The 21283-nt window shown below is 47.7% G+C and carries 12 protein-coding genes, 12 tRNA genes and 2 rRNA genes; all 26 read left to right on the top strand.

Translation table 11 applies throughout. The features are described 5' to 3' along the window. Nucleotides 1-79, top strand: a 23S ribosomal RNA gene (locus M2108_RS28940); the annotation flags it as partial. Between the two features lie 55 nt (nucleotides 80-134). Next, nucleotides 135-251 (top strand): 5S ribosomal RNA (gene rrf, locus M2108_RS28935). Between the two features lie 9 nt (nucleotides 252-260). Beyond that, nucleotides 261-336, top strand: a tRNA-Asn gene (locus tag M2108_RS28930). A gap of 1 nt (nucleotide 337) precedes the next feature. Continuing rightward, nucleotides 338-413 (top strand) — tRNA-Thr (locus M2108_RS28925). A 12-nt stretch (nucleotides 414-425) separates the two neighbouring features. After that, nucleotides 426-500: transfer RNA gene (locus M2108_RS28920), tRNA-Glu, on the top strand. A 28-nt stretch (nucleotides 501-528) separates the two neighbouring features. After that, nucleotides 529-604: transfer RNA gene (locus tag M2108_RS28915), tRNA-Val, on the top strand. 45 nt (nucleotides 605-649) lie between these two features. Further along, nucleotides 650-723 (top strand) — tRNA-Gln (locus M2108_RS28910). Between the two features lie 5 nt (nucleotides 724-728). Next, nucleotides 729-801, top strand: a tRNA-Lys gene (locus tag M2108_RS28905). 20 nt (nucleotides 802-821) lie between these two features. Beyond that, nucleotides 822-905: transfer RNA gene (locus M2108_RS28900), tRNA-Leu, on the top strand. Between the two features lie 8 nt (nucleotides 906-913). Next, nucleotides 914-988 (top strand) — tRNA-Gly (locus M2108_RS28895). Between the two features lie 6 nt (nucleotides 989-994). After that, nucleotides 995-1071, top strand: a tRNA-Arg gene (locus M2108_RS28890). Between the two features lie 6 nt (nucleotides 1072-1077). Further along, nucleotides 1078-1151: transfer RNA gene (locus tag M2108_RS28885), tRNA-Pro, on the top strand. 11 nt (nucleotides 1152-1162) lie between these two features. Beyond that, nucleotides 1163-1236: transfer RNA gene (locus M2108_RS28880), tRNA-Gly, on the top strand. 16 nt (nucleotides 1237-1252) lie between these two features. Beyond that, nucleotides 1253-1326 (top strand) — tRNA-Pro (locus M2108_RS28875). Nucleotides 1327-1866: 540 nt separating this feature from the next. Then, on the top strand, nucleotides 1867-4659 hold the full coding sequence (gene ppc / locus M2108_RS28870) for a phosphoenolpyruvate carboxylase (RefSeq protein ID WP_277472836.1): 2793 nt from the start codon (nucleotides 1867-1869) through the stop codon (nucleotides 4657-4659). Between the two features lie 471 nt (nucleotides 4660-5130). Beyond that, on the top strand, nucleotides 5131-5697 hold the full coding sequence (gene sigW / locus M2108_RS28865; RefSeq protein WP_277472837.1) for an RNA polymerase sigma factor SigW: 567 nt from the start codon (nucleotides 5131-5133) through the stop codon (nucleotides 5695-5697). Between the two features lie 119 nt (nucleotides 5698-5816). Continuing rightward, nucleotides 5817-6431: a zf-HC2 domain-containing protein gene (locus M2108_RS28860; protein WP_277472838.1), complete on the top strand. Its 615-nt coding sequence runs from the start codon at nucleotides 5817-5819 to the stop codon at nucleotides 6429-6431. A 206-nt stretch (nucleotides 6432-6637) separates the two neighbouring features. Continuing rightward, a complete protein-coding gene (cdaA, locus tag M2108_RS28855; RefSeq protein ID WP_277472840.1) occupies nucleotides 6638-7468 on the top strand; it encodes a diadenylate cyclase CdaA in 831 nt (276 codons plus the stop codon). After that, nucleotides 7461-8909, top strand: coding sequence for a CdaR family protein (locus tag M2108_RS28850; protein ID WP_277472842.1), 1449 nt, complete (start codon nucleotides 7461-7463; stop codon nucleotides 8907-8909). The genes cdaA and M2108_RS28850 overlap by 8 nt, the downstream gene beginning before the upstream one ends. A 167-nt stretch (nucleotides 8910-9076) precedes the next feature. Then, nucleotides 9077-10417, top strand: coding sequence for a phosphoglucosamine mutase (gene glmM, locus M2108_RS28845; RefSeq protein WP_277472843.1), 1341 nt, complete (start codon nucleotides 9077-9079; stop codon nucleotides 10415-10417). Nucleotides 10418-11025: 608 nt separating this feature from the next. Beyond that, entirely contained in the window at nucleotides 11026-12858 is a 1833-nt protein-coding gene (glmS, locus tag M2108_RS28840; RefSeq protein ID WP_277472845.1) for a glutamine--fructose-6-phosphate transaminase (isomerizing), read from the top strand. A 266-nt stretch (nucleotides 12859-13124) separates the two neighbouring features. After that, entirely contained in the window at nucleotides 13125-13949 is an 825-nt protein-coding gene (locus M2108_RS28835; protein WP_277472846.1) for a TnsA endonuclease N-terminal domain-containing protein, read from the top strand. A gap of 3 nt (nucleotides 13950-13952) precedes the next feature. Continuing rightward, complete coding sequence (locus M2108_RS28830; RefSeq protein ID WP_277472847.1) at nucleotides 13953-16154, top strand: Mu transposase C-terminal domain-containing protein; 2202 nt, start codon at nucleotides 13953-13955, stop codon at nucleotides 16152-16154. Beyond that, the gene (locus M2108_RS28825) at nucleotides 16151-17824 is read left to right on the top strand and encodes an ATP-binding protein (RefSeq protein ID WP_277472848.1); all 1674 of its coding nucleotides are present in this window, start codon (nucleotides 16151-16153) and stop codon (nucleotides 17822-17824) included. Before M2108_RS28830 ends, M2108_RS28825 begins: the two co-directional genes overlap by 4 nt. 14 nt (nucleotides 17825-17838) lie before the next feature. After that, nucleotides 17839-19629, top strand: coding sequence for a TnsD family Tn7-like transposition protein (locus tag M2108_RS28820; RefSeq protein WP_277472849.1), 1791 nt, complete (start codon nucleotides 17839-17841; stop codon nucleotides 19627-19629). Beyond that, nucleotides 19617-21230 carry a Tn7-like element transposition protein TnsE gene (locus tag M2108_RS28815; RefSeq protein WP_277472850.1) on the top strand — a complete coding sequence of 538 codons (1614 nt, stop codon included), beginning with the start codon at nucleotides 19617-19619 and terminating at the stop codon, nucleotides 21228-21230. The genes M2108_RS28820 and M2108_RS28815 overlap by 13 nt, the downstream gene beginning before the upstream one ends. Nucleotides 21231-21283: the final 53 nt, after the last annotated feature.

The raw sequence follows: 21283 nt of genomic DNA, 5'->3' as shown, positions 1-21283 counted from the left end.
GACGAGGTAGATAGGTTGGAGGTGGAAGTGCAGCAATGCATGGAGCTGACCAATACTAATCGGTCGAGGGCTTATCCAATATTAAATCGCAGATTTGTTTCGGATTCAGTTTTCAGGTGATTAAGCCTGTAACGTTTGGTGGCGATAGCGGAAGGGTTCCACGCGTACCCATCCCGAACACGACCGTTAAGCCTTCCAGCGCCGATGGTACTTGGACCGAAGGGTCCCGGGAGAGTAGGACGCCGCCAAGCGGATAATATTCCCTGATAGCTCAGTTGGTAGAGCACTCGACTGTTAATCGAGTTGTCACAGGTTCGAGTCCTGTTCGGGGAGCCATGCTCTCATAGCTCAGCAGGTAGAGTGCTTCCATGGTAAGGAAGAGGTCACCGGTTCGAATCCGGTTGAGAGCTCCACAAATTTTTTAAGGCCCGTTGGTCAAGGGGTTAAGACACCTCCCTTTCACGGAGGTAACAGGGGTTCGAATCCCCTACGGGTCACCAATTATTTAATGCTTTTGGTTATACATACGGAGGCTTAGCTCAGCTGGGAGAGCATCTGCCTTACAAGCAGAGGGTCGGGGGTTCGATCCCCTCAGCCTCCACCATAATCGTTATCCTATTGAATGGTTATGGTAGATATGTTACATTATAGGGGATTCGCCAAGTGGTAAGGCAACGGACTCTGACTCCGTCATCATAGGTTCGAATCCTATATCCCCTGCCAATTGCGAGCCATTAGCTCAGTTGGTAGAGCACCTGACTTTTAATCAGGGTGTCGAAGGTTCGAGTCCTTCATGGCTCACTTTGATTAAAAAGTACTCTGCGCGTGTGGCGGAATGGCAGACGCACCAGACTTAGGATCTGGCGTCGTAAGACGTGGGGGTTCAAGTCCCTTCACGCGCACCACTTAATATGCGGACGTGGCTCAGCGGTAGAGCATCGCCTTGCCAAGGCGAGGGTCGCGGGTTCGATTCCCGTCGTCCGCTCCATAATTTGCGCCCTTAGCTCAGCTGGATAGAGCGTTTGACTACGAATCAAAAGGTCAGGAGTTCGAATCTCTTAGGGCGCGCCATTTTTTCGGGATGTAGCTCAGCTTGGTAGAGCACCTGGTTTGGGACCAGGGGGTCGCATGTTCAAATCGTGTCATCCCGATTTTCATCTTTGCGGGTGTAGTTCAATGGTAGAACTTTAGCCTTCCAAGCTAATAGCGTGGGTTCGATTCCCATCACCCGCTCCATAATTTTATATTGTTTCGGGATGTAGCTCAGCTTGGTAGAGCACCTGGTTTGGGACCAGGGGGTCGCATGTTCAAATCGTGTCATCCCGATACTACAGCTTCGCCTGACAGAAACTCCTACTTCGGTAGGGGTTTTTTGTTTTATTTTTACTATGATTATTTTGAATGAATTTTTTAGTAAAAATTATGATGGCCTTTAAGGCCTTCTATAGGCTCTTCTAAGCTGCGTGTGTGTTTTAGACGCTGGAAAGTAGGGGGTGACACGATAACCCGAAAGAGGCGATTCTAGAAGCTCTTAACCTCGATATAGCCGTGGTAAACTTATTTTATCACCCGCATTCAATAACCCCAATTTCCATTCTTCCGTAATCCGTGTATAATGCAATCAATACCTACATGCCGTGTAAACCTTGCACATAAATACTCCAAAGGGCAGCCATTATAATGAAATAAAATACATAAATATTTTATGACTGTATAATGAATGAATTTGGTGTATAATCGTAATTACTGCAGCGCTTTACAGCGCAATAAGTTGGAGATTTCCGATGGGTATTACTGTATGATATGAGGAAAGCTTCAAATAGACAATGTTAGGACATTGATCCGGAAGAGGATGGGGGGAGCAGCATGACCGAACTTACGACAGCTGTCAGCAAAAGCAATTCCAATAATCTGCTGCGGCGTGACGTACGGTTCCTGGGGAACATCTTGGGCGAAGTCTTGGTTCACCAAGGCGGTAACGAACTGCTGGAGGTCGTGGAGAAAATCCGTGAGACCAGTAAATCGCTTCGCTCATTATTTTTGCCTGAACTGCACAATGAATTTAAAGAGCTGATTGGCTCATTGGATCCTGAGAATCGACACCAGGTAATACGGGCGTTTGCCATTTATTTTCAATTGGTAAACATCGCTGAGCAGAATCACCGGATCCGCCGTAAGCGGGACTATGAGCGTTCTGCAGGGGACACGGTACAGCCGGGATCTATCGAAAGTGCGATTCAGGAGCTCCGTGAACGTGATTTCTCCCAAGAGGATGTTCATGACATTATGAACAACCTGTCATTGGAGCTGGTCATGACCGCTCACCCTACGGAAGCAATGCGGCGGGCCATTCTTGATATTCACAAGCGGATATCAGATGATGTAATGGGGCTCGACAATCCGACACTGACATTCCGTGAACGCGAACAGCTCCGTGAGAAACTGCTGAATGAAGTTATTACTCTGTGGCAGACAGATGAATTGCGTGACCGCAAACCGACAGTACTGGATGAAGTGCGGAACGGGATGTATTATTTCCATGAGACGATTTTCCAGGTGCTGCCGGATGTATATCAGGAACTTGAACGATGTTTGAGCAAATACTATCCGGGACAGAATTGGCATGTGCCGACATACCTGCGTTTTGGATCATGGATCGGTGGAGACCGTGACGGCAATCCGTCCGTAACGGCGGCGGTGACGCTACAGACGCTTCGTCTGCAGCGCAAGCTGGCTATCCGGGAATATCAGCGCATTATGCGTGAACTCATGCAGTATCTCAGCTTTAGTACAAGCATCGTCAGCGTTACAGAAGAACTGCTGGATTCGATTGAAGAAGACCGCAAGATCATTAAACTGAACCGGATTGATGCCTGGCGCAATGACAATGAGCCTTACCGGATTAAGCTCAGCTATATGATCTCGAAGACACAGAACGTGCTCGACGACGAGAAAAAAGGAACGCCGGAGCGCTACACGACTCCGCAGCAGTTCATAGATGACCTGAATGTGATTGATCGCAGTCTGCGGCATCATTATGCCGACTATGTAGCGGATACTTACATTAAGAAGCTAATCCGGCAGGTGGAGCTGTTCGGCTTCCACACTGCGGCATTGGATGTCCGCCAGCACAGCCAGGAGCACGAAAATGCAATGGCCGAAGTCCTGGCGAAGATGAACATTACCCAGGACTACGCCAAAATGCCGGAAGATGAGAAGGTGAAGCTGCTTGAGTCTCTGCTCAACGATCCGCGGCCGCTAACTTCCCCGTACCAGTCGTACAGTGAAAGTACAGAGGAATGTCTTGCGGTATACCGCACGATCTATCTGGCGCAGGAGGAATACGGCAAGCAGTGTATCACCAGTTATCTGATCAGTATGGCGGAAGCAGCAAGCGACATTCTGGAAGTAATGGTATTCTCCAAAGAAGTTGGCTTGTTCCGCAAGGACAACGATGGAACTGTAGTTTGCACATTGCAGGCTGTACCGCTGTTTGAGACCATTGATGACCTGCACAACGCGCCGCAGATTATGAAGCGGCTGCTCAGCATGCCGATCTACCGTGAAGCGGTACGGGCAATGAACGACCTGCAGGAGATTATGCTCGGCTATTCCGACAGCAATAAAGACGGCGGTGTGGTTACTGCGAACTGGGAGCTGCGAGTTGCGCTGAAGCAGATTACGGCTACAGCGGATGAATTCGGCATCAAGCTGAAGTTCTTCCACGGGCGCGGCGGGGCGCTTGGACGCGGCGGCATGCCGCTGAACCGCAGTATTCTTGCCCAGCCGGCTTCCACAATCGGCGGCGGAATCAAGATTACGGAGCAGGGTGAAGTGATCTCTTCCCGTTATTCCATGCAGGGCATTGCTTACCGGAGTCTGGAGCAGGCTACATCGGCACTGGTGACGGCAGCCATTCACGCCAGAACGCCGGAGGCAGATCTGTACGAAGCCAAGTGGGATGAAATTGTAGCCCGTATCTCTGAAGTTTCCCTGACCAAATATCAGGACCTGATTTTCCGTGATCCGGACTTCCTGACCTTCTTCAAAGAGGCGACACCTCTGCCTGAGGTGGGCGAGCTGAATATCGGTTCACGTCCATCCAAACGCAAGAACAGCGACCGCTTTGAGGATCTGCGTGCGATCCCGTGGGTATTTGCCTGGACGCAGAGCCGCTACCTGCTGCCGGCCTGGTATGCTGCCGGAACAGGGCTGCAGAGCTTCTATGAAGGCAAAGAAGAGAATCTGAAGATTTTGCAGACTATGTATGCTGAATTCTCCTTCTTTACCACACTGATTGATACGCTGCAGATGGCAATCGCCAAGGCAGACCTGGTTATTGCCGAGGAGTACGCCTCCATGGGCAAAAATGACGAAGCGCGCAAGCGGATCTTTGGCCAGATTGAAGCGGAATTCAAGCTGACATCCGAGCTGATCCTCAAAATCACCGGCCAGCATGACATTCTGGACAACGTTCCGGTTATTCAGGAATCGATCCGGCTGCGCAACCCTTATGTTGATCCGCTGAGCTACCTCCAGGTACAGCTGCTGTCTGAGCTAAGAGCACTGCGCGATGCCGAGGGTGATGACGCAGAGCTGCTGCGTGAAGTATTGCTTACTATTAACGGTATTGCTGCAGGGCTGCGGAATACGGGCTGATGCCCGGAGTTTCTAGGCTTACGGCAGGATTACTAATAAAGGGTATCAAAAGCATATGAGGAATACTCCCGAAACTCAGGCTCTGAATTAGCGGGAATAAACAAAACGGAGATCTAATGCACGTAGTGCGGCAGATCTCCGTTTTTTGTGTGTATTCTAGTGCATGTTGCGGAGAGAGGCTTTGGAACTGGAGGAGCGTCAGCGTCCGCCTTTATGATCGAATTCCTACCGCAGACAACGGTTATAATTGGAGGAATCTGAGCATAACAGTGGCCGGAGGTCCAAAGCTTTCTCGGAGTTGCCGCTAAGCAGCGGATTATTAAAGGTATTCTAATCAAGCCCGCAATCCGCATAAGGTAACAATCCAATCCTTGATTTTTGACCAAACTTGATTTACGATTTATATGCTTGTACCGTGGACATTCAGATGAGATGAAAGACCAGGGGCGGCAAGTCTGGGGGAGTTAACAGGTGGAGAATTTGGAAGGCAGATTGACAAAGCTCGCCTTGAAGGGCGACCAAAGAGCATTTGCCGAGCTTGTGGAACTATATAAAGACAAAATATATCATTTGGCTTACCGGATGCTGAACAACCGTCATGAGGCGGAGGATATTGTTCAGGAGACTTTTTTGCGTGTGTACCGGAATTTGGACCGTTATGATGACAAACAGAAATTCTCAACCTGGATTTACAGGATTGGTACGAACCTCTGTATCGACAGGCTGCGCAAGCGTAAGCCGACCTATTCGCTGGATGCAGAGATGAACGACCAGGAAGGCATTGACGGCTATTCAATGATTCCGAGTGATAATGTCACCCCGGAGACGGAACTGCTGCTCTCAGAGACGCAGAGGGTGATCTACGAGGCCATTGACAGCCTGCCGGTGAAATACCGGTCTGTAATGATACTGCGTTATCTGCAGGATCTGTCGCTTCAGGAGATCAGTGACGTGCTGGATATGCCGGTAACGACGATCAAGACCCGGGTACACCGCGGACGCGAGTTTTTGCGTAAAAAATTAAGCCCGAAAATGTAAAAATAGATGTTTTTTATGAAACGTCTGACTGGCAGTGCCGTATGTAAGTTAAGCAAGTCTTATGTACTGTCCCTTTGCCTTGAAATAATTAAATAGCACTCATGAAAGGATTGGCTCCTATGGAATGCAAACTGGCCGTCTCTTTGATGCATGATTACCTGGATGACGACTTGCCCGAGCTGCAGCAGAGGGAATTGAAGGAGCATCTTCTATCCTGTCCGGATTGCCGTGCAAAGTTCAAAGAATTGGAACAAACTGATATGCTGATGTTCTCCCTGATGCACCAGAATGCGGTGGCCTCAGACGATCTGGTGAGCCGGATAATGGATTCGCTGCCGAAGCCGAAGAAGGAAAGAGCTTTTATTACCTGGATCAAAAGGCATCCGGCCCTTACGGCGGCGTCTGTGTTTCTGCTGGTGATGCTGATGAGCTCGGTGACTTTCTGGAATCAGGACCAGCAGCTTGTCGTCAGAGGCAGTGACCTCGACCAGGTTGTGATCATGGGCGATACTGTCATTGTACCGTCCGGCAAAACAATTACCGGCAACCTCACGGTGGAGAACGGCAAAACTCAGGTGTACGGGGAAGTCAACGGTAACGTGACGGTGATCGACGGTACTCTGTACAAAGCATCTACAGCCCATATCTCCGGGCAAGTCAAAAGCATAGACCAAGCGGTAAGCTGGCTCTGGTATAAAGTGACGAACATGTTCTCTGAAGTTGCCTACCGTTAACCCGCATGGCCTTTATGCAGAAATAGTATTTGCGCCTCTTTTTCCAGAAAGATGGCGCTTTTTTATTGTCCGGAAAGACATTCTCAGCATTCCCCGGCATGTGAAACTTGCAACCTGGGCGTGAACGTTATAACCTAGATATGAAACAGATCTTACAGACAATTTACATAAACCCAGCTAATATGAAATGACGGGGGTTTTGGGCAATGAGCTATTTTACCGACTTAACATGGAAAGAATCCATTAAAGATATAATTGATGTTCTGATCGTCAGCTACATTATCTACAAGGTCCTCAATATGGTGCGCGGCACACGGGCAGTCCAGCTGCTTAAGGGGATTCTTGTGCTGGTTATTATCTGGGCGCTGAGCACGATTCTGGATCTCTACACGCTGAAATGGCTGATGAACCAGATCTATACGTTCGGGGTATTTGCGATCTTTATCATTTTTCAGCCTGAGCTGCGCAGGGGGCTGGAGCAGCTTGGCCGGGGCAAGTTTTTTGGCCGGGCTTCGGAGAATGATGAGGAGATCAGCCGGCTGGTCGGTGAAGTGATTAAAGCCGTGAACTACCTGTCCAAGCGTAAAATCGGGGCACTTATCGTATTTGAGCGGGCGACTGGGCTGAATGAGTACACCGAATCGGGCATTCCAATGCGTTCCGTGGTAAGCTCGGAGCTGCTGATTAATATTTTTATTCCCAATACTCCGCTGCATGACGGTGCGCTGATTATGCAGGACGGACAGATTGCTGCTGCTGCCTGTTATCTTCCTCTCTCGGAGAATCCGTTCATCAGCAAGGAGCTGGGGACACGCCACCGTGCGGCGATCGGGATCAGTGAGGTTGCGGACTCGGTATCTGTTGTAGTCTCTGAGGAGACAGGTCAAATATCGTTGGCCATTAACGGGCAGATCGTGCGTGACATTAAGGAAGAGTCGCTGATCTCGAAGCTTCATCAGGAGCTGAGCGCATCTTCGACGCTGAAGGAGAAGAGCTCTGCTTTCTGGAAACGGAGAGGAGGCAAAAATAATGGATAAGTGGATGAAGAATAACAACTTCAACAAGATTCTTGCACTTGTCTTCGGTATTATCCTGTGGACAATTGTACATGTGGATACCGAGCCTACGAACCAGACTATAGTTAACACACAGACGAAGATTATCGAAAATGTTAAAATAGAGCAGACCGGCCTTGATGAGGAGAAGTATGTATACAGCTTCGATGCCGAAAGTGTGAGACTGGAAGTGTCGGGTAAAAATTCCGATCTCAATTTCAAGTTCTCTGACGACTATAAGGTAACCCTCGATTTAAGCGGTGTAGGACCGGGGGATACAACGCTTCCGTTAAATTATACCCTGCCCAAGGGCGTAAAGTTTGAATCGATGGACCCGTCTGAAGTGAATGTGCATGTTGAACTGCGCAACACGAAGACGTTCCCGGTTACCCTGATTACAAGCGGTGCTCCGGCAGAGGGGTATAAGCTCGGCACGGCCGTTATTAACCCTGCTGAGGTGGAAGTTACCCTGCCGGCTAGCGAGCTGAGTAAAGTAGCCGCGGTTCAGGGGACGATTGAGCTGGATGGGGAGAATGAGACCTTTACGGAAAAAAGAATGCGGCTAGCTGCTTACGACAGCAGCGGAAATGAGATTAGCGGCGCTGTCATTGAACCTGCTACAGTTGCTGTTGAGCTGCCGATTACGCTGCCGTTCAAAACGCTACCGCTGGATGTGAGCTTCAAAGGGCAGCTGCCGGGCTCACTGGTACTGTCCAGAGTCACTCCTGAAATGGATACAGTTACGGTATACGGCAGCGAGGAAGCGCTGGCTGGGTTATCCTCCTACGATGCAGTTCTTGATCTGAGTACGGTTCAGTCCGCAGGAACACAGCAGGTGAAGCTGGAGCTTGCTCCGCCTGAAGGAATAGCAAAGATTGAACCTGCGGAAATGAATGTCACCGTTTCTGCAGCTGAAATTGCTGAACGGACGATGGATAATATTCCGATCAAGCTTGAAGGTGTGGCCAGCGGGCTTACAGCCGTGGTTACGGACCCGGCCGCCAAAACGATTTCTCTGACTCTGGCGGGTGCGCCTACACTTCTGGATCAGCTTGATCAGGATAATATCAGTGTTGTTGCCGATGTCGGCGGACTGTCAGCAGGGGTTCATCAGGTCTCACTGCAGATCTCGATGCCGAGGTTCATTTCAATGGTCAATTCCTCACAGCCGAATGTAGTCACAATTGATCTGCAAACGCCCGCAACACCTGAGGCAACAGTAAGCCCGGACAACAGTATTGCGCCGACTCCTGAGCCGAGCTCGGAAGCTGTTTCAGGCGGGGAGACGAGTGTGGAGCCGACCCATAGCGCAGAGCCATCCGCCACTGCCACGCCGGAGCCGGCGGAGGATGCGCCGGAGAGCAGCAGTACTCCCGCGGGAAGCGGGAATACGACGAATACCGGGGGCAATGGCGGTGCGTAACTTTTTGTGCGGGAAAGCGTCTATGTGTAGAGCCCTTTAGTTACAAGAATCAGATTTCAATCATACAATAATTCACTAAGCTATGTAAGATGGACTTACGAATGGGGCTTTATACCGCACTTCTTGAGTTCACATTGTACATGTAGCGTATTAAAAGGAGAAAAGAGATGGGTAAGTATTTTGGTACAGACGGTGTGCGCGGAGTCGCTAACAAGGAGTTAACAGCAGAAATGGCTTATAGCATCGGCCGCTGCGGCGGATATGTACTGGCTGGAAACGTAGAAAAGCCAAAAGTGGTTATCGGCATGGATACACGAATTTCCGGACCGCTGCTGGAATCGGCACTTGTAGCCGGGCTGTTGTCCATCGGGGCAGAAGTAATCCGTATTGGAGTCGTCAGCACTCCAGCTGTAGCATATATAACCAAACTGCTCAAAGCGGATGCCGGTGTAATGATCTCCGCTTCCCACAATCCGGTTGAAGACAACGGAATTAAGTTTTTCGGCGGAGACGGCTTTAAGCTGACCGACGAGACTGAACTGCGCATTGAAGAGCTGATGGATGCCGAGAAGGATGAGCTTCCGCGTCCGGTTGGCGCAGGTCTTGGCAAGCTAACCGTAGACAACGATGCCAAATATCTTTATCTTGAATACCTGAAGACAACGATTTCCAACCGTTTTGACGGAATTAAGGTTGTACTGGACTGCGCGCATGGCGCAGCTTATGAGCTGGCCCCGCGTCTGTTCAGAGAGCTGGGTGCGGAAGTAATCGCGATCGGAGCCGAGCCTGACGGCCTTAACATCAACGACGGATATGGCTCAACACATCCGGAGAAGCTGCGGGAAGAGGTGCTTCGTCACGGTGCTGATCTGGGACTTGCTTTTGACGGTGATGCAGACCGCCTGATTGCCATTGATGAGACAGGCGAAGAGGTGGACGGCGATTTCATTCTCTGCATCTGCGGAGATGCAATGAACCGCTCCGGCAAGCTCAAGGATGCAACCATTGTTTCGACTGTTATGAGTAATATCGGCTTCTACAAGGCAACCGAAAAATTGGCGCTGAATACAGCCAAAACGGCTGTAGGAGACCGTTATGTGATGGAAGAAATGCGCCGCGGCGGCTATAATCTGGGCGGGGAACAGTCTGGCCATGTTATTTTCCTGGATTACAACACAACGGGTGACGGCATCCTGACTGCGATCCAGCTCGTCGATACCATGAAGGCTGATGGTAAGAAGCTGAGTGTACTGAAGTCGATGATGACGAAATATCCTCAGGTGCTTGTTAATGTGCGGGTGCAGGATAAGACGAATTATCCGGACAATCCGGCGATTGAGGCAGCGATTAAAGAGGTAGAAGGCAAGCTTGGGGATAACGGCCGCGTGCTTGTCCGTCCTTCGGGGACAGAACCGCTGATCCGTGTAATGGCCGAAGGCCCGGATAAGGCAGAACTCGATCTGTTCGTAGGACAGATTGTTGAGGTTGTAGAACGCGAATTGGTTTAATATAAGGTAACATCACTGCAGGCGGAGCCGGCGGATGAAGATTTTTTTGTGCTTCAACTGCCGGCTCTGCAGCTGTTTTGAAATTTTTTTCAACAAATACCAATCGTTTCAATCATTATTTCATTGCCAAAAGTGATGTAAGGTGCATATAATGATGAAGTGTCATTCCAGAAGGAAAGCGGGGGTAGTGAGGTAACAGCAATAGCAAGCGCCAGAGCTTGATCTTGCGCGGGGGAGAAGGGACAGCTTAAGTTTAGGCTGGAACGGATCACGGCAGATGTAAGCTGACGAGGTGGAGGTGTTCGAAATGTTCGGCGGGGACCTCCCGGTGATGCACCAGAGCCGTAAATGGAAGCGGAAAATGTCAGGGCGACCTTTCACACAACGCTTTTATGGGTGTACGACGGATTTAATCATTCATGGGTATGCGCTAATGGAAGATACACAAGTCCTGCTGCGGCAGAGAAGAAGACTGTGCATGTCATGAATATCCTTATCACAGGTGACAGACCATACAACAGAATAAGGCTTTTTCTCTACACATGCCGCACGGCACGTTTCTTTCCTTATGCCGCCCACATTACAATCATTGGACGGAGGAATTTATAATGTGTGGTATTGTAGGATATATTGGTAATCAGAATTCTCAGGGGATCCTGGTAGAGGGCTTGAAGAAGCTGGAGTATCGTGGTTATGATTCAGCAGGTATTGCTGTGTTCACGAAGGAGGGTCTGCAGGTTGTTAAGGCACAGGGCCGTATGGCTAACCTGGAGTCCAGACTTGAAGTTACTCCGCTGACCGGAAGTGCCGGAATCGGGCATACCCGTTGGGCCACTCACGGTAAACCATCCGACGAGAACTCCCACCCGCATACAGATGACAGCCAGAAATTCTCGGTTGTACACAACGGGATCGTCGAAAACTACCTGGAACTCAAAGAAGAACTGATTGCCGGCGGATGCCACTTTACTTCCGAGACGGATACAGAGGTTATTTCCCACCTGATCGCCCGTGAGTATGAAGGGGATATCGTTAAGGCTGTTCAAAAGGCAATCACCCACATGCGCGGCGCGTTTGCCCTGGGCGTTCTGACTGAACATGAGCCGGATAAACTGGTAGCTGTTCGTCAGGCGAGCCCGCTGATTATCGGTCTTGGCGAAGGCGAAAACTTTATCGGGTCGGACATTCCGGCATTGCTGGAATACACCCGTAACGTATATATTTTGAACGACGGCGAAATGGCTGTACTGACAAGAGATGCTGTCGAACTGATGACGATTGAAGGCAACTTTATTTCTCGGGAAATGATTACTGTCGATTGGGATGCTGTTACCGCAGAAAAAGGCGGATACGAGCACTTCATGCTGAAAGAAATCCACGAGCAGCCTAAGGCTTACCGCGACACTATGCGCGGACGCATTAATGCTGAAGGCACTAAAGTAATTCTGCCAGAGCTCAACCTGACTCCTGAGCAGATCAAGAACATCCGCAACATCCAGATCGTTGCCTGCGGTACTGCATACAACGCGGGTCTGGTTGGACGTAACCTGATCGAGTCCCTGGTCCGTATCCCGGTTGAGAATGACATTGCGTCCGAGTACCGTTACCGTGCGCCAATCGTAACACCGGAAACACTGGTTATCGTAGTCAGCCAATCCGGTGAAACGGCTGATACCCTGGCTGCCCTACGTGAAGGTCAGGCTAACGGTGCACACGTTCTGGCAATCACTAACGTTGTAGGCAGCTCCATTGCCCGTGAAGCTAACGATGTACTGGTTACTCTGGCTGGTCCGGAAATCGCGGTAGCATCGACTAAAGCTTACACTTCGCAGATCATTGCGTTCACACTGCTTGGCCTGTATATGGCTGAAATACGCGGAACTCAAACGGATGCGCAGGTTGCTGAAATTCTGGCAGCTATGAACACCCTGCCTGAGCAGGTAGAAGAAATCCTGGCTCAGAAGGATGCCATCAAGAATTATGCTGAGCAAATCTCCAGCCACAAGCACCTGTTCTTCATTGGCCGCGGCGTAGATTACGCTGTAGCTCAAGAAGGCTCGCTGAAGCTGAAAGAAATCTCCTACATTCACTCTGAGGCTTATGCTGCAGGTGAGCTGAAGCACGGTACACTGGCTCTGATCGAGGATGGCGTTCCGGTAATTGCCCTGGCAACACAGGAATCCGTACTCGAAAAGACCGTTAGCAACATCAAAGAAGTGAAAGCCCGCGGCGCAGACGTGCTGGCGATCACTCACCAGGAGCATGTAACAGACCTGCTGAAATCCGTTGACCAGGCCTTCGTTATCCCTAAGACCCTGCCGCTGCTGACTTCCGCACTGTCTGTAGTTGTGACTCAACTGCTGGCATACTATGCTTCGCTGGCCCTGGGTCATGATGTTGATAAGCCACGGAATTTGGCGAAGAGTGTGACTGTGGAGTAGGAGAGTTTGGTTGATATAAAAGTTGTTGTCAAAAGAAAATAAAGTATTAGACTGAAAAATAAAGTGTTAGACTCGGAAAATAAAGTATTAGACTAAGAAAATAAAGTTGTAGACTGAGAAAATAAAGTATTAGACTGACGGAATTGGCCATACTACTATTAGGAGCTCTTCTACTGTCTACAGAACTTACATCCAGAATAACATCATGACTCCAAACGGGGCTGCCTTCGGGTAGCCCTGTTTTCTTTTAAGGAGGTGTTGTCATCTTGGCCAAACGAAAACGTGAAATTACGGACGCGAAGATTGATAGGTTTATCAAAGAAGGCAGAGGACAAGGAACGGGAGCCGATTATCTTCCGTGGCTGCGAGTACAGGATGTGCCTTCAACAGGCAGATCGACTCGGGGTGTCGGCTGGACCACAGGCAGACAACACACCTTCTTGTCCGATCTGGAGCGCGATTATTTTTATGCTCTGGATTATGCCGATGGAGTAACAGACATTCGTGAGCAATATCCCCTCCTTCCGCTTGAAGAGACGAAGCTGATTGCTGACAAGCTTGGTATCGAACATCCCAAAGACCCTAAAACTGGCGTGGATATCGTCATGACTACGGACTTTGTAATTACATATAGGGATAAGGAATATGCGAGGACGGTTAAGCCTGCTAAAGAGCTGGAGAACGAACGCATATTAGAGAAATTTGAAATTGAACGAATATACTGGGAGTCACATCAGGTTGATTGGGGAGTTGTGACTGAGCGTGATTTGCCTTATACGTTGATCCGCAATGTCGAATGGATTCATAAAGAGTATCACAATGAGGATGTCGAGAAACTTGGGATCTTTGCTGTTCAGAGCTTGGAGCGTTCACTCGCTGCTTTAATACAATCAGGGACTGCAATAGCTAGAGCGTGTCTCGCCTGCGATGAACAAATGGGGTTGGAAGCCGGGACAGCCCTGGCTATGTTCAGACATTTTGTAGCCAGAAAGATCTGGTCTGTTAACATGAGCGAGAAGATTAATCCATCTAATAGTGCTAATGGGTTTCATATCACTGGAGCAGATGGCTTATTGGCGAAAGGCGGCTGAGATATGCAGATACTCTATGAAAATATGGTAGTCGAATGGCAGTTGCCTGAGTCCGATGTGCGTCAGGTTGAGAGAATACTTTGGATTTCCCGGAATGAGGAATACCTCTACTGCATTGCAATGGATGATGATAAGGCTTTTCCTGTTATGAAAGCTTATTCGGAATATGCTGCAGGTATTGCATCGAAGCTTTGCAGACAAGTGGATTGGATCAATGATAGCGTCCCTGTAATTGATACTGATACTGCCCCTGAGCATTTGGCGCTCCGTGATAAGTCATGGGACACTATCAAAGATATCGTCCTTGATGAACCAAATTGCTATGACAAGAACTTCAGAGGTGCTCAAATTCGAGAAGTCCAGGGACGGACTGCTGTCCATAAAAGTACAATCTATCGCTACTTACGCAGATATTGGCAAGGCGGGAAAATGAAAAATACGCTGCTGCCTCACTATAACAATTGCGGTAGTTACGGCAATGATCGTACTCCTACCGAGGCTAAACGTGGGCGTCCTCGAAAGTTTGAACATGAGCCAGCAGGTATAAACATCGACGAAGAAACCAAGCAGTTACTGAGATCAGGAATACGATTATTTTATAACACAAAGGAGAAATCTCCTTTAAAACATGCTTACCAAAAGACACTGGAAAAATTCTTCGCGAGCGGGTACCGCCAAGAAGGACAAGCTCTGATTCCCGTTCTCCCTTCTCCAGAGAAGCTACCCACATTTGGCCAATATAAGTATTGGTTTCAGAAAGAGCAGGACCTTGCAAATACACTGAAGAGTCGACACGGTAAAAAGAGATATGAACTGAAGCACCGCCCAATACTCGGGAGCTCTACTCTTGAGAGCTTCGGTCCAGGCTCCAGATTCCAGATTGATGCTACGGTTGCAGATGTTTATCTGGTTAGCGAATATCAGCGCGAATGGATTATTGGCCGTCCGATTGTTTACATTGTCATCGATGTGTTTAGCCGCTATATAACAGGGATATACATTGGCTTGGAAGGCCCTAGCTGGGTTGGCGCCATGATGGCTTTAGCCAATACAACAGCTGATAAAGTAAGGTATTGTGCCGAGTACGGCATTGAAATTACTGAGCAGGAATGGATGAGCAGCCATTTGCCGCAAAAGCTTACAGCGGACCGCGGTGAGTTGGAGGGTGATAAACCGGCTAGGCTTATTGACGTTCTTGGTGTCGATGTCGAGAATGCCCCGCCTTATAGAGCAGACTGGAAAGGAATTGTAGAGCAACAGTTTCGTCTGGTGAACTTGAGAAGTGTTCGATTTGTGCCGGGGGCAATCAAGGAACGCTTCAGAGAACGCGGCGAACGGGATTATCGTCTTGACGCTAAATTGACGTTACGAGAGTTTACTCAGATTATGATCCAATACGTTCTTTATCATAACAACAATCACCGTATGCTCTGGTATGATCGCAATGAATTTATGGTAGCAGATAATGTTGAGCCGATCCCATATCAATTATGGCAGTGGGGAATAATAAACCGGACGGGGCGCTTAAAGAAGCTTCCGGAAGCTATTGTTAAGCTCAACCTCCTTCCCCAGGGAGAAGCTACAGTAACATCTGCTGGAATCCAGTTTAAAGGTGTCCATTATGGCTGCGATTTGGCTATGCGAGAGCAATGGTTCGTTAAGGCCAGAGTCGGCAAGACTTGGCGTGTAAAAGTATGCTATGACCCGCGTTCCACTAATGAAATCTACTTATGGTTGGATGCGGGAAGACAGTTCGAGATATGCACGCTGCTTGATCGAGAAGAACGATATCTTAACAAGAGATTTGAAGAAGTAGGCGACTTATTGGAGATTGAACGATATCATGGCAGACATCACGAGATAAACAATATGTTGGCCAAGATTGATCTGGATGCGCAGACCCAAGCCATTGTAGAGCAAGCGACGAAAAAGACAAATGAGGCGTTGCGCAATAGCGATACTAGTAGTAACCAGCGTGTTAAAGGAATCAGGGGGAATCGGAGCGGAGAAAAGCAGTTGAATCGGTCACAGGAGGCGTTCCAACTAGCTGAATCTCGTATAGTTGAAGGAAAGACCTCGAAGGACGATAACGTAGTACCAATAAACCGAGATGCAACAACAAAATCGCAAGAAACCTATATACCTCCGGCTGACAAGCTTTCTAAGATTAAAGCCTATTTGCAGGAAGACGGTGATGAAGAGTGAACGAGATAGATGTTCCATTATTTCACTTCAGCCGTGGTCATTTTATGGAGGCAGATTATCAAGATCCGCTGCTTGAGGACTATAGGAACAATCCTCTCTTGGAGGCTTTGCCGCCTATTTGGGACGACAAGACTGTAGCCAAGCAGTTAGCATCCAATCCGAGTTTCAATGTTGCTGAACGAGAACTGCCGGTCCATTTAAGAATGCATTGTGTACAGCGGATTTCGAGAGATTTCTTCCGGCCATTATCGAGACATCTTGAATTGCAACAGAGTATCTCCAGACTTATAAGGGATGGTTATGTAGGCCGAAATCCTCTTACCCCTAATTATGCCTTCAGAGCCCGCAAAGACGCTTATGAACTCATTATGAAAGGTCATACAAATGGTTATCCCGTGAACACACCGACATCGGCAGCCTTTGCTCTGGTTGGGATATCCGGAATCGGGAAATCAAGCAGTCTGATGCGTATTCTCCAGATGTATCCGCAAGTCATTTTGCATCGAAAGTATAAAGGTCAGGATATGCCTGCTCCCTATCAAATTGTATGGCTAAAAATGGACTGTCCGCATGATGGATCTATACGAGGCTTATGTTTGAATTTTCTACTGGCCGTCGACAGCTTGGTCGGGACGAAGTATCACAAGAAGAATACGACAAAAACGACGGATGAATTATTGCCGATTATGGCTCAGGCTGCCGCCGTACATTGTCTTGGCGTACTTGTCATTGATGAAATTCAGAATCTGCAGGAAGCAAAAGATGATCGTGCTGCACAAATGCTGAACTTCTTCGTCCAACTGGTGAATACGATTGGTCTTCCTGTCATTCTAGTTGGTACCTATAAGGCGCTGCCTGCCTTGAATGGTGAATTCAGGAATGCGCGGCGCAATAGCGGGCAAGGTGATGCAACCTGGCACCATTTTCAGAAAGATGAGGAATGGGAATGGCTTCTGCAAGGGTTGTGGAAGTACCAGTGGACTGACAAAAAAGTGGAATTAACGCCAGAGTTTATCGATATCATGTTTGAGGAATCTCAAGGTATATCGGATATTGCGATTAAGCTGTTTATGCTGACGCAGTGGCGTGCGTTGGACAAGGAGATCGAGCATATTACACCGAAACTTATCTACTCTGTGGCCAGAGATCGATTTACGCTGATTAAGCCAGCACTTGAAGCGTTACGCTCAGGGAAGAAGAATCAAATTCAGAAGTTTGCTGACATTTATGACAGCGTATCTATAGATGACTACCTGGATCGAATTGAGGCAGAGAAGCGTAAGGCTGCGCGGCTTGAGGTGATAAAGACGGAGCTTGGTTATGACTTGCAAGAGCAAACGGTGTCTGAAGTTAATGTGTGGCTGATTGAGGCTGGCATAGGAGAAGCCATCGCATTAAAAGCAGCGCAGACTGTAGTACAGAAGCATCTTCATGAAATTGATACCGTAGATTTGCACAAAGAAGCGCTGAAGATTGCTTTACAAGCGCAGAATAATACTTCTTCCACTAATAAGTCTATTCCGCGAAGCAAATTGAAAGTGAAGTCAAAACCGACAGAGCCAAATGATTTACGCGTAATTGTATCTCAGGGCAAGAAGCAGAAGCAGCCGGCATACGATTCCCTCAAAGTTGCCGGATATATTAAAGATCCAATGGAGTTTATCGGATAGAAGGCGGTGAAAGTATGGATGTGTATGGCGTTATGCCTCTCCCTTACCCGGATGAGTTACTCTATAGCGTGATTACTAGATATCACCTGCGGATGAACAACTCCAGCCCAAAATGGACATTCCGGGAATTATTCGGTACAGATCATGTTATTCCTACATTGGATCTTCCCAGTCATCTCGATAATCTATCCCCGAGAAGCCAGATCATGGGTATAACATCGGATCAATGGATTGACGAGCATACGTTATATTCATACTACGCCCCCTTTCTTCCGCAGAGTCGGAGCCGACAATTAAAACAGATGATGAGGAGCAATGACGGTTCAGGGATTCATACGCTGGTTGGTATTACAGCGAGTTCCATGGAGCGAAACAGTGAATTGCACTTCTGCCCCTCATGTTATGAAGAAGATATCCAGCGATTTGGCGAGCCTTACTGGCACCGTATACATCAGGCTGTCGGGGTCATGGTTTGTCCAGAACATCGTATTGTGCTTAACAAAATAACACATCCTGTTTCAGATCGGCACGGTTTAACGGTGTTGCCTATCGCAAGACACTTATTTCAATCCGAGCCATTGGTATTGCCTGTTCCAGAAAGGACTCACCTACGATTGCTTGAAGTTGCTCAGGATGTTCAGTTGTTGCTTAGCGTTGGTCACTCACTTCATCTATACGATTCCAGAGACTCTCTATTACATAAATTAAGTGAACAAGGCTATTTGACCCCATCCAATCGAATTCGGCAGCGCGAGCTTGAGATGAAATTGAGTTCTCATTATGGCAAAGAAATGCTGGAGTTCCTGAACTGTCAGACCTATGGAAATGATTACTCCTGGCTGGCAATGTCTACAAGGAAAGCTCGCAGAGCCGTTCACCCTATAAGACGATTATTGCTTATACGGTTCCTCTTTGGTTCTTTCAGTAGCTTCCTGGAGCAAAGAAATACGAGCCATTTTCCCTTTGGTATAGGCCCGTGGCCATGTCTAAATAAGGCTGCGGATCATTACAGAGAACCATGTATCACTCACTTGAAAATTACGCGTTGTTCAGATACTGGGAGACCGGTAGGCACATTTTCTTGTAGCTGCGGGTTCTGTTATTCCAGAAGAGGACCGGATCTGACTTCGGAAGATCGTTATCGAATCGGCCGCATTAAAGCCTTTGGACCTGTCTGGAAGAATCAACTAACGGTATATGTGGACAAGGGTTTATCGTACCGAGCTGCCGCCGAGAAGCTTGGCGTGGATACAAATACCGTCATTAAGTACGCACGGCTTAATCCGGAACATGAGAGCTTCAGCAATGAAGTGATCTTATCGTCTGCGTCTCCCCTAACAATAAAAAAGGGAACTTCCAAAAAGAAATGTAATGCGCATAATGCACGCTACATTCGTGTTGACTGGGAGAAGCGCGACCTCGAATTGAGCTGGGAGGTTGAAGAGGCTTGCAATATGATGCTTTCTGATCGGGATAGGAAGCCTATTCGAATTACATATGCCTCAATTGGCAAACGTATTGGAAAGCTTGCATTAATTGAAAAGCATAAAGATAAGCTTCCGATCACGATGGCTATATTATCGAACCGTCTCGAAACAGTTGATCAATTTAAAATACGCAGGATCGGATGGGTAGCAGAACATATGAATGATGAGTTTCCCATTAAACGATGGAAACTAATCAGAAAGACCGGAATACGACCAGGTTATTCTAGTGCGGTATCTGAGGCGCTTGATTTTTATAGTGGTCAAGGATTACATAACTTGAACTTTGCAGATAGGGTGGCGACGCAGTGGCTTCAGTAGAATTCAGTCCTTGGCCTTTTGAAGAAAATGAGGATGTTGAACTTATTTGGTTCGGATCGCCGTACACGGATTATAAAGGTGACTGGAGAATTCGAGTTGCCTTTAGAAGAGCACGAGGTGAGGTTAAAGTTCTGTCTCGAGCCTGGGGCGCAATCCCTCTATTACGAATGGGCCAAATATACACGAAGGGTGTGCTTAATCAAGTCCGCCCGATGAGCGGATCGTCCTATACATTCACCATACCTTCACTTGATCAGGGGAAGGTTGTAAATGGATTTCAATTGCCAAAACGTCTCATCGACTTCGGGAAGAATCCAGAGTTAGGAACGCAAAATATTATTCAGTATACAGTGGGGAATATAACGGTCTGTATTCCTGTTATCGAGCTTCTTAGAGCAATGTTTATTAACTCGCGGCTAATTGCATATTCGCTGATGCAGCCCCATGGTCTAGAACAACTAATTGAACGATGTGAATTTGAGAATAATGTTCTTCACTTTCATTTAGGAACTCGGGTACCTAATACAATGGCTAATGAGAGTAACGCCCGTCATATGTCTTGGATTTATCTGGACTCCCAAATAAATACCATGTGGAATTCCATTTATCAAAGATTGTTAAGTAGAGCAATAGCTGAGTCTCCTACTAATCCAAAGAAGGCATTTAGAAAGGGGAATCCTCTTGATGTGGAGCTTCCCTCTACCGGTCCAATCGAACTGATAGTAAGGGGCGATCAATTCATGAATATGGTTTTGGTGAAAGAAATCGTGGGGTTCGCCGGCTTCAGGCATCCGGCAACCGAAATTGACTTCTGGCATCACTCCAAAAAGCGGCAGGAATCAGTCTATGGAGACAGGCGGTTAAGGACACCCAATAAATTCAAGAACGATGACGTTATAATTAATGATAACAGTGAACATGCAAAAGAAGATACAAATCAGGATGTACTTGAAACACCTCCTACTTTTGTGAAATTTATTAATTTTCCTGTCGTGAGAACTCAAAAGAAAAATGTGAAACAAACGCATGCGGGAGACGATGTGGTCGTTAATACAGGTAGAGGCGGTAAAAGTCTGGACCAACCTAGACAGGTCAGTGTTCAAGATTCAATCGTGGGCGGCGATACTCCACCTATAGATTTTCAAAGTTTAGAGATGGTTCCAATCTCTGAAGCTATTGGGCTTGAAGACTTTTTCAAAATGATAACACTACTGAAGGAAATGACTTCATATTCCATTCGAATGTCTATAGTGCGAATTCCTCCTGGTAAACGGTTTTCAATATGTCCGAATGGTACACGCCGGACCTGTGCAATTGTTCAAGTATCCAATAGTATGTTTACAAAGTACATACTAGAGGTTGCACGGCCGGATAATTGGTCGATCTCGACGCTAATACTCGATCCAACCAATCTAATCCATCTAAAAGCTATTGAGAGAACAATCACGCAACTTCTCGACGGATTAGTACAAAAAGGTGGGCATTGGGATCAGTACATTCTGAGCCAATGTTCTGGTGCACATTTTGAAAAGCTAAAGCATTATCAGGGTGATAGTCCGCGTGACTGGTCAATAAAACTTAAAGGGAAATTGCTAAACTAAAGAATTGACTGATGTCAGTTCTTTTTTTTAGTATTGTAATACTCGATTTTATT

Origin of the sequence: Paenibacillus sp. PastM-3 (assembly GCF_029893965.1) — a bacterium.
Classification (GTDB): domain Bacteria; phylum Bacillota; class Bacilli; order Paenibacillales; family Paenibacillaceae; genus Paenibacillus_AQ.
The sequence above is the reverse complement of the archived record's forward strand: the minus strand, read 5'-3'. Positions and strand labels throughout refer to the sequence as shown.

What these genes read in the sequence shown, in the direction of transcription:
- M2108_RS28820 (WP_277472849.1), top strand. Translation starts at nt 17,839, where the DNA reads ATGGATGTGTATGGCGTTATGCCTCTCCCTTACCCGGATGAGTTACTC.
- glmS (WP_277472845.1), top strand. Translation starts at nt 11,026, where the DNA reads ATGTGTGGTATTGTAGGATATATTGGTAATCAGAATTCTCAGGGGATC.
- M2108_RS28830 (WP_277472847.1), top strand. Translation starts at nt 13,953, where the DNA reads ATGCAGATACTCTATGAAAATATGGTAGTCGAATGGCAGTTGCCTGAG.
- cdaA (WP_277472840.1), top strand. Translation starts at nt 6,638, where the DNA reads ATGAGCTATTTTACCGACTTAACATGGAAAGAATCCATTAAAGATATA.
- ppc (WP_277472836.1), top strand. Translation starts at nt 1,867, where the DNA reads ATGACCGAACTTACGACAGCTGTCAGCAAAAGCAATTCCAATAATCTG.
- M2108_RS28850 (WP_277472842.1), top strand. Translation starts at nt 7,461, where the DNA reads ATGGATAAGTGGATGAAGAATAACAACTTCAACAAGATTCTTGCACTT.
- glmM (WP_277472843.1), top strand. Translation starts at nt 9,077, where the DNA reads ATGGGTAAGTATTTTGGTACAGACGGTGTGCGCGGAGTCGCTAACAAG.
- M2108_RS28860 (WP_277472838.1), top strand. Translation starts at nt 5,817, where the DNA reads ATGGAATGCAAACTGGCCGTCTCTTTGATGCATGATTACCTGGATGAC.